At 45.8% G+C, this 12,639-nt stretch carries 12 protein-coding genes; all 12 read right to left on the bottom strand.

Annotation, left to right across the window (positions count from 1 at the left end):
- The 12 genes from H027_RS0101970 to fliP all read right to left on the bottom strand — a co-directional run bounded on the left by H027_RS0101970 (nucleotide 1) and on the right by fliP (nucleotide 12,628).
- Entirely contained in the window at nucleotides 1–1,125 is a 1,125-nt protein-coding gene (locus H027_RS0101970; protein WP_024870857.1) for a protein-glutamate methylesterase/protein-glutamine glutaminase, read from the bottom strand.
- Nucleotides 1,126–1,146: 21 nt separating this feature from the next.
- Nucleotides 1,147–3,276, bottom strand: coding sequence for a chemotaxis protein CheA (locus tag H027_RS0101975; RefSeq protein WP_024870858.1), 2,130 nt, complete (start codon nucleotides 3,274–3,276; stop codon nucleotides 1,147–1,149).
- An 11-nt stretch (nucleotides 3,277–3,287) separates the two neighbouring features.
- Nucleotides 3,288–4,034 carry a protein phosphatase CheZ gene (locus tag H027_RS0101980; RefSeq protein WP_024870859.1) on the bottom strand — a complete coding sequence of 249 codons (747 nt, stop codon included), beginning with the start codon at nucleotides 4,032–4,034 and terminating at the stop codon, nucleotides 3,288–3,290.
- Between the two features lie 13 nt (nucleotides 4,035–4,047).
- Nucleotides 4,048–4,419, bottom strand: coding sequence for a chemotaxis response regulator CheY (cheY, locus tag H027_RS0101985; protein WP_476718422.1), 372 nt, complete (start codon nucleotides 4,417–4,419; stop codon nucleotides 4,048–4,050).
- A 123-nt stretch (nucleotides 4,420–4,542) separates the two neighbouring features.
- Nucleotides 4,543–5,262: an RNA polymerase sigma factor FliA gene (locus H027_RS0101990; RefSeq protein ID WP_024870861.1), complete on the bottom strand. Its 720-nt coding sequence runs from the start codon at nucleotides 5,260–5,262 to the stop codon at nucleotides 4,543–4,545.
- Nucleotides 5,262–6,125, bottom strand: a complete 864-nt coding sequence (locus H027_RS0101995) for a MinD/ParA family ATP-binding protein (RefSeq protein ID WP_152536683.1) — start codon at nucleotides 6,123–6,125, stop codon at nucleotides 5,262–5,264. The genes H027_RS0101990 and H027_RS0101995 overlap by 1 nt, the downstream gene beginning before the upstream one ends.
- A 13-nt stretch (nucleotides 6,126–6,138) precedes the next feature.
- Nucleotides 6,139–7,509 carry a flagellar biosynthesis GTPase FlhF gene (gene flhF, locus H027_RS0102000; protein ID WP_024870863.1) on the bottom strand — a complete coding sequence of 457 codons (1,371 nt, stop codon included), beginning with the start codon at nucleotides 7,507–7,509 and terminating at the stop codon, nucleotides 6,139–6,141.
- 15 nt (nucleotides 7,510–7,524) lie between these two features.
- The gene (flhA, locus tag H027_RS0102005) at nucleotides 7,525–9,627 is read right to left on the bottom strand and encodes a flagellar biosynthesis protein FlhA (protein WP_024870864.1); all 2,103 of its coding nucleotides are present in this window, start codon (nucleotides 9,625–9,627) and stop codon (nucleotides 7,525–7,527) included.
- Between the two features lie 94 nt (nucleotides 9,628–9,721).
- Nucleotides 9,722–10,852: a flagellar biosynthesis protein FlhB gene (flhB, locus tag H027_RS0102010; protein ID WP_024870865.1), complete on the bottom strand. Its 1,131-nt coding sequence runs from the start codon at nucleotides 10,850–10,852 to the stop codon at nucleotides 9,722–9,724.
- Between the two features lie 11 nt (nucleotides 10,853–10,863).
- Nucleotides 10,864–11,652 (bottom strand): flagellar biosynthetic protein FliR, encoded by a 789-nt coding sequence (fliR, locus tag H027_RS0102015; protein WP_024870866.1) that lies wholly within the window; start codon nucleotides 11,650–11,652, stop codon nucleotides 10,864–10,866.
- On the bottom strand, nucleotides 11,649–11,918 hold the full coding sequence (gene fliQ / locus H027_RS0102020) for a flagellar biosynthesis protein FliQ (protein WP_024870867.1): 270 nt from the start codon (nucleotides 11,916–11,918) through the stop codon (nucleotides 11,649–11,651). Before fliQ ends, fliR begins: the two co-directional genes overlap by 4 nt.
- Nucleotides 11,918–12,628 carry a flagellar type III secretion system pore protein FliP gene (gene fliP, locus H027_RS0102025; RefSeq protein ID WP_202593455.1) on the bottom strand — a complete coding sequence of 237 codons (711 nt, stop codon included), beginning with the start codon at nucleotides 12,626–12,628 and terminating at the stop codon, nucleotides 11,918–11,920. Before fliP ends, fliQ begins: the two co-directional genes overlap by 1 nt.
- Between the last annotated feature and the right edge of the window lie 11 nt (nucleotides 12,629–12,639).

Consider the following 12,639-nt stretch of genomic DNA (forward strand, 5'->3'; position numbering starts at 1 on the left):
CTATAGCCCTATTTCAATAGAGAGTCGTTGAGCAACACGATCTAGTGGCAAAGATTCTGATGAAATACCGGCTTTTGCTACAGCCTGTGGCATTCCATAAACAACACAACTGGCTTCATCCTGCGCCCAAATAGTTGCGCCTTGATCCTTGAGTAACCGGGCACCATCACGGCCATCAGCCCCCATCCCTGTCAGCACAATAGCTAAAACTTTTTCACCATGAGACTTGGCCAGAGAGGCAAAAGTAATATCAACGCAAGGTTTGTAATTAACCTTATCATTGCCATCAATGATTCGTAATCGAGCTCCAGTTCCTCTGCCTTCAACCAGCATTTGTTTTCCTCCTGGAGCCAGATAAGCACACCCAGGTTTCAGTACGTCGCCATCGGCCGCCTCTTTGACTGAAATCTTGCATAAGCTATTCAATCGTGCAGCAAAAGCAGTGGTAAAGGTCGATGGCATATGCTGAATCAATAGGATGGGATAAGGAAAATGAGCAGGCAACTGTGTCAAAATAGTTTGTAATGCAACCGGCCCTCCTGTAGAAGTACCAATCGCTACCAACTGATATGATTTACCCGATTTTTTGTAATTAACCGGCGCGGCTGACGCTTTTTCTGGCACAACAGGCTGAGGTCGCAAAGAATTGGCACCACTGCCAATATTACGTGTCAGTGTTGTATTGCTTGTTGAAATAGTTGGTGTTCTTGCTGCCGTCATGAATACACGGCGACGAGAAAGAGCTTTGATCCGTTGTTGTAATAAGGTAATGGCTTCTTGCTTATCCCGTGCAATGTCTTCAAATTTTTTCGGTAAAAAATCCAAAGCTCCTGCATCCAGAGCATCTAATGTCGCTTTAGCCCCAGCCTGAGTTAATGACGAAAACATCAGAATAGGTGTAGGACATTTTGCCATTATCTCACGCACAGCAGAAATGCCATCTAATACAGGCATTTCAATATCCATCGTGATCACATCAGGTCGGAGACTTTGCGCTTTCTCAATTGCTTCTTTACCATTAACAGCAGTATCCACTACCTCAAGTAGTGGATCCTGGTTAACGATCTCTGTGACACGGCGCCGAAAGAAGCTGGAGTCGTCCACAACAAGTACTTTTACTGCCATCTTCTATTTATTATCTCTTTGTTATCTACGACGTGCGTAATGCTTGAGCAACCCAGGGATATCGAGTATCAATGCGATACCGCCATCACTTGTGATGGTAGCACCCGCCATGCCAGGTGTTCCGTGTAATAATTTATCCAGTGGTTTGATGACTACCTCTTCTTGTCCGATCAGGTTATCAACAACAAAACCAATTTGCTGAGCCCCGACCTGAACAATCACGACATGACCGCTTTCTGAACGATTGCCTCGACCACCGCGAATGAGCCATTCCTGCAGGAAAAATAAAGGAATTGCCTTATCTCGGACAATAATTGTAAGTTGGCCATCAACAACCTTAGAAGTTGCCAAGTCTAGATAGAAAATTTCATTTACACTGGTCAATGGCAGTGCGAAAGTTTGCTTGCCGACTTCAACCATTAATGTTGGAAGAATAGCTAAGGTTAATGGCACTTTGATTTCAATTCGGGTACCAGAACCTTTTTCAGAGAAAATATTGATAGTGCCATTAAGTTGGGCAATGCTGGTTTTCACCACATCCATACCCACGCCACGACCAGATATATCTGAAATTTGTTGTTTAGTTGAAAAACCTGGAGCAAATATCAAATTAAAGGCTTCGGTATTACTCATCCTAGCTGCTGTGTCAGGGTCAAGAACACCGCGATTAATTGCTATTTCCTTCAGTTTTTCAGGATCCATCCCTGCACCATCATCGCTGATGCTGAGTAGGATATGGTCACCTTCTTGAGAGGCCCGTAATGCAATTGTACCTTTTCTAGGTTTGCCTGCCGCTTCTCGTTTTTCCGGCAATTCAATACCGTGATCACACGAGTTGCGTACCAGATGCACCATCGGATCCGCTAATGCTTCAACGAGGTTTTTATCCAGATCGGTTTCTTCACCTTCCATCACCAGTTCGATTTCTTTTTTCAAGCTACGCGCTAAATCTCGAACAACACGAGGAAAACGACCAAAAACCTTTTTGATTGGCTGCATGCGGGTTTTCATCACCGCGCCCTGCAAATCAGCAGTTACAACATCAAGGTTTGATACTGCTTTACCCAACTCTTCATCGTTACTTGCAACACCAAGGCTAATCAGTCGGTTACGAACCAAGACCAATTCGCCCACCATATTCATGATGACATCCAATGTTTTGGTATCAACACGAACTGTTGTTTCAGCTTGCGCAGCTTGGACAGCAGGTGTCGGAGGAGCCGCAGAGGCTGGTGCAGGCGCTGCAGCAACCGGTTTTGCAACTGCAGCAATGGAGGGATCCTTAGGCTGAACAGGTTCAGATGATGGTGTTCCATCACTTACCAACGAAGGACCTTTACCTTTGCCATGCAGTTGATCAAGTAGTTTTTCAAAATCATCATCCGTGATGACATCATCACTGGCAACTGTATCTGTAGATGCCACTACTTCTGGTTCTTTTGCAGCAGTCGTCTTTTCCGGACGACCACCATGTTTACCCGCACCATGCAGTTGATCTAGCAGAGCCTCAAACTCATCATCGGTAATATCCCCTTCAGCATCTGGTGAAACGGGTATAGAACTAGCGATTGTAGGTGCCTTACCTGGACCATGTAATTCATCCAACAAGCGCTCAAATTCATCATCGGTTATTTCATCAATACTACCTTCCTCTGAAAATATTGAATCAGCGGTTGTCTGTACTGTAGGAATAACCGGTGCAGGGGCTGGCTTGCTTTTTTCAACAGGGACAGCCGCCACAGGGGCGGATTTCATTTCATAAGCTGGGTCAGCTAAATGATGAAGGGCATCCAACAATTCTGGAGAAGCAGCTTCCAATGGTTCACTATTCTGAACATGTCCAAACATTTCATTGACTGTATCTAATGCTTGGAGAATGACATCCATCAGCTCTGCACTGACTTGACGTTTTCCTGTTCGTAAAATATCGAATACGTTTTCAGCACCATGACAGACATCAACTAATTCAGTCAGCGATAAAAAGCCTGCCCCACCTTTTACGGTATGGAATCCACGAAATATGGCATTCAGTAATTCACGATCTTCAGGACGTTTTTCCAGTTCAACCAATTGTTCAGATAACTGCTCAAGAATCTCTGATGCTTCGACCAGAAAGTCTTGTAGGATATCTTCATCAACTTCGAAGCCCATGTCTTACTCCCTTAGAAACCTAAACTTGACAGCAAATCATCAACGTCGTCCTGGTTATTTACCACGTCGGTTCGCAACTCTTTGTTAATAATAGGACCTTCGGCTTCGATATTGCGCGTTTCCTGCTGGTTCTGTGAAGTTGTACCTGTAGTGATGTCTAAATCACCAAACACTGTCAGCATTTCGACCAGTTTACTTTCAACTTCTTGTACCAAGGAAATGACTTTGCGGATCATTTGTCCTGTTAAATCCTGAAAATCCTGAGCCATGAGTATTTCAGTCAGCAAATGACGAAGTTTGTCGGCATCTTGTTCGGATGCTTTGATGAAATCATCAAGCTGATGACACAATACTTTAAACTGCCCGATAGCGATTTTTCGCGTCATCAGTGCAGTCCAGTCTGGAAGTATCCGCTGGATATTGTCATTGAGTTTATCAGACAGAGGCAAACAAGCCTCAACCGCATCCATTGTCTTGTTTGCGGCTTTATCTGTCATCTCAATGACATAGTTGAGCCGATCTCTGGCATCAGGGATTTCTTTTTCAGCTAACGTTGCTAACCGAGGGTCTACCTGAAATTCCTGCAATGATGTATGAAGCTGTCGGGTCAGATGGCCTAATTGCTCAAAAAGTGCATGTGCATTCGGCTGACACACATCTGCCAGCATCAAATTTGCTTCATGCTGTAACCCTTGCTCCAGCAATTCCACCAGCTTTTTAGCCTGATCGAGGGTTATCAAAGGAACTTGCGCCTTCATGGACACCCCTGTATCAGCCAATGCGTTCGAAAATCTTATCCAGTTTTTCTTTCAATGTCGCAGCAGTAAAAGGCTTAACGATATAACCATTTACCCCTGCCTGAGCAGCTTCGATGATCTGTTCACGCTTAGCTTCTGCCGTCACCATCAGCACAGGCAAATGACGAAGTGATTCATCGGCACGTATCGCTTTCAGCAAATCGATACCCTGCATTCCTGGCATATTCCAGTCTGTTACAACAAAATCAAAATCACCATTCTTTAACATTGGCAATGCGGTATTGCCATCATCAGCTTCGTGGGTGTTATTCAGCCCCAAATCGCGGAGCAAATTTTTGATTATCCGGCGCATTGTTGAAAAATCATCAACAATGAGGATTTTCATGTTCTTATCCAAAGTGTCCTCCTAAACAACCACGCAATCAGACTTAAGGAAATAATAATTAACCTGTGATGCGCCGTATTATGCCTTATACGTCTCTTTCAGTGTAGCTAACTAATTGTGCTATCAATACCATTCTTTCATTCTGGCTCTAATTCTGTGAAGAGCTTGGCTATGAATCTGACTCACACGAGACTCACTAACATCCAATATTTGCCCGATCTCTTTTAAATTTAATTCCTCATCATAGTAAAGCGACAATATTAACGCTTCTCTTTCGGGTAAGAGCGAAATACAGTCAGATAATGCTTTTGAAAACTTTTCATTTGCCACGCTATCAAAAGAGCCATTGGTATCGGACAGTACATCCTCTCCACCAAGTACATCTTCTGTGACGCCAAGGTCTTCAATACCGACGATTCTGCCACAAGCCGTATCATTCAGCATGCTATGGTATTCAGAAAGTTCGACATCCAGTTTCGCAGCGACTTCACTATCTCGGGCATCTCGACCCAGCTCTTTTTCTACCTCATGTATCGCATCTGAAATTCGGCGTGTATTACGATGAACAGAACGAGGCACCCAATCACCTTGCCGGATCTCATCGATCATCGCGCCGCGAATACGGATCCCGGCATAGGTTTCAAAACTCGCGCCCTTGGTGCCGTCATAATTTCGTGACGCATCAAGTAAGCCAATCATGCCTGCTTGCAATAAATCATCCAGTTGAACACTACTGGGAAGACGAGCCAGCAAGTGCTGACCAATCCGCTTTACCAGCCCGGCATATCGTTCTACCAGCCGGTGAGGATCTTGTTGGCGATGATAGGCCTGAGCTTTGTTCATCATTGCTTGTCACCTACAACTTTTTTGGTTTGTAACAAGTTCTCAATGAAAAATTCTAAATGACCACCTGGCTGATTAGGTATTGGCCAAGTAGCGACTTTATTTGCTAACGCACGAAACGCCAAGGAGGCAGGCGATTTGGGGAAAGCATCGACAATGACTTTCTGTTTTTTTACAGCCTGTCGGACATTATTGTCATAAGGCACGCACGCAACCAACTCCAATGAGGCATCCAGAAAACGATCGGTTACCCGGGTCAGTTTGGTAAACAGATCTTGTCCTTCCCGTAAACTGCGCACCATATTTGCGACAATTCGGAAACGGAATACACCGTATTCACGGGATAACAGTTTGATAAGCGCATAAGCATCGGTAATTGACGTTGGTTCATCACAGACAACGACCATTACATCCTGAGCTGCACGGGCAAAACTCATCACCATGTCAGATATACCTGCCGCAGTATCGACCAACAGAATATCAATAGGTGTTTGTAATTCGCTGAATGCTCTGATAAGCCCAGCATGCTCAGAGGGAGATAGCTCGACCATGGATTGCGTACCAGATGTCGCAGGTATGATCATGAGCCCGTTGGGGCCTTCGACAATAATCTCATCCAGTGAGCACTGCCCAGACAAGACATGCGACAAGTTCTTATGGACTCGCAGGCCTAACATGACATCAATGTTAGCCAAACCTAAGTCAGCATCCAGTATTAGCACTCGCTTACCTTGTGCAGCCAAACTCATACCGACATTCAGTGTCACATTCGATTTGCCAACACCACCTTTGCCACCCGTTACAGCAACAACCTTAATGCGGTGATTTCGCTGCATATTACGCAGACCACTGGCTTGATTCATAGTTATATCCATTTTATTCATAAAACTCCGCGTGGTTTGGCTCCTGGGGATCACTGTTCCAGTAATAGGGCTGCCCGGATTGTGCATCCAACTGCTGCATGGTCAATGAAACCAATTCCGCCGCATTCGGCAGCTGTATATCCTCAGGCACGCGTTGTCCGTTGGTAACGTAACTGATAGGCAATGTATTTTGAATACAGACGTCGAGAACATCGCCCAGATTGAGACTTTCATCCAATTTGGTCAGAATACAGCCACTGAGTGGGATTCGACGAAAATGCTCGTAAGCCTCTTGTAGCACCCTGCGTTGTGCTGTCGCCGGTAACACCAAATAATGCCGAATTTTGACTTTACTGTTTTTCACCAAGGTATCGAGTTGTTCATTTAATCGAACATCACGCTGCCCCATTCCAGCAGTATCAATCAACACCAACCGACGATTACGTAGTTGATATAAAGCCGCACCAAGCTCTTCTACATTACTAACCGCACGCACCTGACACCCCATGATGCGACCATAGGTTTGCAGCTGATCCTGTGCACCGATTCGATAATGGTCGGTCGTGATCAGGGCAACCTGTTCTGCCCCGTGCTTCAGTGCAAAACGGGCAGCCAATTTGGCAATTGTCGTCGTTTTACCAACACCCGTAGGTCCCAGTAAGGCTACTGCTCCCCCTAATCGCATGATTTCATCATCGCCGGTTTGCAGTTGTTGTACCAAAATACGTTCAATTTTTTGCCAGGCTTCATGCAGTGGAATGTCCTCTGGCACCATCCCCGCCAATTGATCCGCCAATGTTTCAGTGAAACCACCCTTGATCATTTGTTTAATCAAAAGGGCTCGTAATGGTTCTCTGCGTTCAACTTCTTGCCACATCAGCCCGGATAGTTGGTGTTGCAATAATTTACGGATAGATGCCATTTCTGAGCGCATGGCTTCCATTTCTTTGTCCCGATGAACCGATGAGGCGGCAGACTGACGTGAATTGCTCAACGTTCTTGGTCTGACCGGTTCTGAAGACATTTTTGCCTGTTCTTCCAGTGTCGGAGGCAAACCATGGGCTTGCTGTTCACGGGCAAGACGGCTTTGTCTTGCCAATAAAGCACCCAGACTATCCGCAACCTTTTCATTGCTATCATCAAAGGCTGCACTCATTTGTGATTCTCGCAACTGCCCGGAAAATTCGACCCGATCATCTTTTAATGCCCGAGTCGGTGGTAAAGAAGGCGAACCTTGTGCAGCCTGATAATCGACTGCGGCGACGATCTCGATCCCGCCAGTCACTTTTTTATTGGACATGATGACCGCATCAGGCCCCAACAATTCTTTTACTTCCGCCAGGGCTGTTCGCATGTCCTTGGCAAATACGCGCTTAATTTTCACCTAAACCTCCCGGCGCTATTGTTGCCCAACAGAGCTGACAATGCGGATTTGCTTATCTTCCGGTATTTCCTGATAAGAGAGAATTCGCAGGTTCGGGATGGCATTTCTCACGAAGCGAGATAATGTATTGCGCAGTACACCCGATGTCAGCAACACCGGGGTTTGCCCTTCAATTTCCTGACGCTGAGCTGCTTCAGTGAGGGATTTCTGCATTCTTTCTGCCAATCCAGGTTCGATTCCTGCGCCTTCTGCACCACCAGCCTGCAGAGACTGGTGCAAAATTCTTTCTAAATCAGGTGCTAATGTAATAACTGGAATAATATTTTCGCCGCCTACAATACTTTGAACAATGAGTCGGCGCAAAGAAATCCGACATGCGGCGGTTAATACATCAGGATCCTGACTGCGAGGCGCATATTCAACCAATGTTTGCAGCAAAGTGCGCATATCACGAATGGTGACACCTTCCGCAAGCAGATTTTGTAATACCTTGACCAGAGTCCCCATCGCCACGACTCCAGGCACCAGACCTTCAGTAAGTTTAGGCTGATTCTTCCCAACCAGATCCAGTAAATTCTGAACTTCGTCATGACCTAATAACTGCGCTGCCTGTTGTGTCAGTAGCTGGCTGAGATGCGTTGCGATGACTGTCGATGCATCCACAACGGTATAACCTAGACTCTGGGCATAATCGACTTGGTCTTTGGTGATCCAGACTGCGTCTAAACCAAATGCAGGATCACGTCCTTCAATCCCATTCAATGTCCCGAATACTTGTCCTGGATTGATGGCCATCTCTCTATCGTAGTAAACCTCAGATTCACCACAGGTAACGCCCATCAGCGAAATACGGTATTGGTTTGGCTGTAAATCGAGGTTGTCACGAATATGAACTGGTGGCACCAGGAAACCCAGTTCCTGAGACAGCTTTTTACGCACCCCTTTGATTCGGTTCAGTAATTCACCACCTTGGGTGCGGTCAACCAATGGAATTAAACGGTAACCCACTTCCAAGCCGATGACATCAACCGGTGTAACATCATCCCAGCTTAACTCTTTCTGTTCAGGAGTACGCGCCGCATCAGCGCCAGTTGCAGGTCGGGCCGCCAATTCCTGACTCTTTTTCTTAGCACGATTTAGTTGTAACCAGGCACCACCCGCACAAACTGCCCCTAACAGTAAAAAAGCAAAATGCGGCATACCTGGAACAATCCCCATCACCAGTAAGACGCTCGCAGCAATAACTAGTGACTTAGGCTCATTAAACATCTGCCCTAATACTACAGAGCCCATGTCTTGTTCAGAGTTTTGGCGAGTAACAATCACTGCAGCCGCGATGGAAAGCATGAGCGATGGCAGCTGTGCAACCAAACCATCACCGATGGTCAACAGTGTATAAATTGATGTGGCATCAGCAAAACTCAAACCATGCTGCACCATACCGATAATGAAACCGCCGACGATGTTGATGAACAGGATCATAATCCCTGCCACCGCATCGCCCTTTACAAATTTAGAGGCACCGTCCATTGAACCATAAAAATCGGCTTCGGCAGTGACATCCGCGCGACGACGCTTGGCTTCATCTTGATTAATCAAACCTGCATTTAAATCCGCATCGATGGCCATCTGCTTACCAGGCATTGCATCCAGAGTAAAACGCGCACTTACTTCGGCGATACGACCAGCACCTTTGGTGACCACCACAAAGTTAATGATCATCAATATCGCAAAAACAATCAGACCGACGGCGTAGTTACCGCCGATAACGACGGAACCAAACGCTTCAATAACATGACCTGCAGCTGCTGGTCCATTATGGCCTTCAAGTAACACAACACGTGTTGAAGCAATGTTGAGTGCCAGTCTTAACAAGGTCGCGATAAGTAGTACGGTTGGAAATGAAGCGAAATCCAGAGGTCTGCGAGAGTAGATTGCAACCAGTAACACAAGCAACGCTAATGAAATGTTAAAGGTAAACAGGATATCCAGCATGAAAGCAGGCATGGGCAATATCACCATACCCAAGCTGGCAACGATCAAAACAGGCGTCCCGACGCCTTTAGTCAGAAGACTACGGTATGATCCAAATGAAAATAAGGTGGCTTTTAGTTCCATGGTATTTCGTCATCAGACTAATATTTACCAGATTAATGCAAATATCGAGCCATCAAAAAACCATGTTTTTTAATTAATTACCGCCAAATTTTTGTCAGTATCTAAGTTCATCCGGAATAGGCATCTCTTTGGGCAACTCGCGGGGCGGTGCGCCTCGCCCAGCCTTATACGCTTGCAGTTGAAAGACATAGGCCAAAATCAATGCAACGGCCTGGAACAGACCATCAGGAATTTCACGATCCAACTTCGTGGTGTGGTAAATAGCACGGGCTAAAGCAGGAGAAGCCAGAACAGGTACTTTATATTCATTCGCTATTTCACGAATTTTCATAGCAATTTCGTCGGTACCTTTCGCAATCACCATCGGTGCCGCGCCAGGTTTAAAACGATCATATTTTAGTGCAACAGCATAGTGCGTCGGGTTGGTCACGATGACATCGGCTTTAGGCACTTCAGCCATCATGCGGCGATTTGCCATTTCCCGCTGCATTTGGCGTAAACGCCCTTTAACTTCAGGTTTACCTTCTGAATCTTTATATTCGTCTTTAATTTCCTGTTTTGTCATTCGTAACTGTTTATGGTGGTTCCACCATTGGAACGGCACATCAATGAGAACAACAGGTAGTAACGCACAGCAAATACCGACTGCGGTATATAAAGAAATACGTAGCGCATCTGCAATAGCATTTGAAAGTTGTTCTGAGCTCAACTGCATCAATGCCGGCCATTGTTTTTTTATTAGCAGATAGCAAATCCAGGCTACAAACCCGACTTTGGCAATTGATTTGATCAGTTCCACCAATGCCATAACACCGATCATGCGTTTGATCCCATTCATCGGGTTCAGTTTGCTAAATTTCGGTGTCATCGCTTCTGTACTGAAATTAAAGCCACCCAGCGCGATATTGCCAATCAAGCTGGCTACCATGACAATGGCAAATAAAGCGATCACAGGCCAAATGACTTCGCCAATCGTGACGCCAACCATCCGATACATACTGGTCGGATCAAAAACCTCATTTCGCTGAAAATTAAAACAGCGAATAAAAACATTAACCACCGCAGAACTAAACGATGTCTGCAACAGAAGCAGCCCACAAATGCCAGCCAAGAGAACAGAAGCTGTGGCGGCTTCTTTTGATCGGGGAACCTGCCCTTTTTCTTTAGCTTGTTGAAGTCGCTTACCTGTGGGCTGTTCCGTACGTTCTTGATCATCATCTGCCATCTGCTTGTCTCCTACGGCTCACGACAAGATAAGGCCAGCACGTCACACATCAGACTTTGTGTGCGTTGCCATTGCATTTCAAAGTGGTCCATAAAACCACTTAATGATGCCCACATGATAAACAAACCGCCAATCATGGTGACAGCAAACCCCATACTGAAAATATTTAATTGAGGAGCGGCACGAGTCATGACGCCAAAAGTAAAATTAATCAGTAAAAGTGCGATAGTGGCAGATAAAGAAAAAGCTACTGCGGTTTGAAATAACACTGACACAAAATCAGCAATAGAACGCATGCTGCTTATGGTGATCCCATCTGCTGACACGGGTAAGGTAATAAAACTTTGGGCAATCATCTGAATCATTGTCAGATGTCCATCCATGGCAAAAAAGATCAAGGTTCCCAACATCAGATAAAACTGGCCAATGACCGGTGTTGATTCACCATTCAGCGGATCAACCATTGACGCAAACCCCAGACTGGTCTGCATCGAGATAATTTGCCCGGCCATGATAAATGCCTGTACCAGCATCTGCGAGATCAGCCCCATCGTGATGCCAATTAGAACCTGCTGTGACGTGATCAAAAAACCAGCCATGGAAAAAAGATCTGTCGTGGGCATTTTAGGCAACACTGGCGCAATCACTGCCGTCAGAGCCATGGCATAAAACATGCGGATCATGATAGGAACAGACTGAGAACCAATCACTATCATGGTCATCAACATAGAGGCCAGCCGCGTAAAAGGCCAAATGTATGCAGCCAGAACCGCCATGAGAAACGTCGTGGTGATGGTCATCCCAGAACCTCGGGGATTTCATGAACCAGCATCGTCATGAAATCCATTAACGTTTGCAGCCCCCAATGCGCACCTAATGAAAGCGCAGCCAACGTGACGAGTAAGCGCGGCAAGAAACTTAACGTTTGTTCGTTAATCGAGGTTGCAGCCTGAAAGATGGAGACTAATAAACCCACGATCAGACTTGGAATGATGGTGGCAGAAACAAGCAGACAGACAATCCCTAGCGCCTGACGGAAGACATCAACGAAGACTTCAGGTGTCATTAACCACCTCCACCGAGCCCGAAACTGTTCGCCAAGGAGCCCATAATCAGCCCCCAGCCATCCACCAACACAAATAACATGAGTTTAAATGGTAATGAGATGATCATTGGCGAAAGCATCATCATCCCCATTGCCATCAATACGCTGGCGATAACCAGATCGATGACCAAAAATGGCAGAAAAAGCATAAACCCGATCTGAAACGCGGTTTTTAATTCACTGGTAATGAAAGAAGGGATCAGCACGCGCATGGGGACGTCGGCGGGCTTATCTGCTTTGACATTCGCTATTTCAGAAAACGTATCCAGATCTTTAATGCGGGTCTGACCCAACATGAATTGTCTTAAGGGTAATTCAGCTTTATCAAGTGCTTCCTTAGCCGTAATTTTCTCATTCATATAAGGTTGCAAGGCGTCATTGTTGATGCGTTCCAACACAGGTGACATCACAAAAAATGACATGAAAAGCGCAATTCCAACCAAGATCTGGTTAGAAGGGCTCTGCTGCAAACCAATCGCCTGACGCAAAATAGATAAAACGACAATAATGCGAGTGAAAGAGGTCATCATGATGACGATCGACGGCAAAAACGTCAGCGCCGTCATCAAAGCCAGAACTTGTAAGGTCAGGCTATAATCTTGCCCCCCTGCTGCATTCGTTGAAACGGTGAGAGCTGGTAAAATCCCTCCCGCTGCGGCGTGAGCAAGCATGGGACAAAATC

It is taken from the genome of Tolumonas lignilytica, assembly GCF_000527035.1.
GTDB lineage: Bacteria > Pseudomonadota > Gammaproteobacteria > Enterobacterales > Aeromonadaceae > Tolumonas > Tolumonas lignilytica.

Bases quoted from the DNA above. Each gene is read 5' to 3' on its own strand.
- H027_RS0101975 (WP_024870858.1), bottom strand. From the start codon at position 3,276: ATGGGCTTCGAAGTTGATGAAGATATCCTACAAGACTTTCTGGTCGAA.
- H027_RS0101995 (WP_152536683.1), bottom strand. From the start codon at position 6,125: ATGAATCAAGCCAGTGGTCTGCGTAATATGCAGCGAAATCACCGCATT.
- H027_RS0101990 (WP_024870861.1), bottom strand. From the start codon at position 5,262: ATGAACAAAGCTCAGGCCTATCATCGCCAACAAGATCCTCACCGGCTG.
- H027_RS0101980 (WP_024870859.1), bottom strand. From the start codon at position 4,034: ATGAAGGCGCAAGTTCCTTTGATAACCCTCGATCAGGCTAAAAAGCTG.
- cheY (WP_476718422.1), bottom strand. From the start codon at position 4,419: ATGAAAATCCTCATTGTTGATGATTTTTCAACAATGCGCCGGATAATC.
- flhB (WP_024870865.1), bottom strand. From the start codon at position 10,852: ATGGCAGATGATGATCAAGAACGTACGGAACAGCCCACAGGTAAGCGA.
- fliR (WP_024870866.1), bottom strand. From the start codon at position 11,652: ATGACCATCACCACGACGTTTCTCATGGCGGTTCTGGCTGCATACATT.
- flhA (WP_024870864.1), bottom strand. From the start codon at position 9,627: ATGGAACTAAAAGCCACCTTATTTTCATTTGGATCATACCGTAGTCTT.
- fliP (WP_202593455.1), bottom strand. From the start codon at position 12,628: ATGCTTGCTCACGCCGCAGCGGGAGGGATTTTACCAGCTCTCACCGTT.
- fliQ (WP_024870867.1), bottom strand. From the start codon at position 11,918: ATGACACCTGAAGTCTTCGTTGATGTCTTCCGTCAGGCGCTAGGGATT.
- H027_RS0101970 (WP_024870857.1), bottom strand. From the start codon at position 1,125: ATGGCAGTAAAAGTACTTGTTGTGGACGACTCCAGCTTCTTTCGGCGC.